This is a genomic window from Lachnospira pectinoschiza, from assembly GCF_020564355.1.
GTDB lineage: Bacteria > Bacillota > Clostridia > Lachnospirales > Lachnospiraceae > Lachnospira > Lachnospira intestinalis.
In genome coordinates, this window is record NZ_JAJCRR010000060.1 from 1 (window position 1) to 264 (window position 264).

A 264-nucleotide genomic window follows, 5' to 3' on the forward strand; every position below is an offset into this window, starting at 1 on the left:
ACGAAAGTTCTGGTGGCGATGCGCTTAGGGGACACACCCGTTTACATCCCGAACACGATGGTTAAGCCTTAAGCGGCCGATGATACTATACTGGAGACGGTATGGGAAAGCAGGTGGCTGCCAGATTTTAATTTAATATAATGCCCATGGGGGTATAGCTCAGTTGGGAGAGCACCTGCCTTGCAAGCAGGGGGTCAAGGGTTCGAATCCCTTTATCTCCACTGGATATTAACAAAGACATGAAAATGTAAAAAACATGTTGAC

Annotated in this window: 1 tRNA gene and 1 rRNA gene; both read left to right on the forward strand. The window is 47.0% G+C overall.

Features of this window, described 5'->3' with window-relative positions:
- Positions 1-8: 8 nt before the first annotated feature.
- Positions 9-126 (forward strand): 5S ribosomal RNA (rrf, locus tag LI288_RS14240).
- A gap of 22 nt (positions 127-148) precedes the next feature.
- Positions 149-221, forward strand: a tRNA-Ala gene (locus LI288_RS14245).
- Positions 222-264 lie beyond the last annotated feature (43 nt).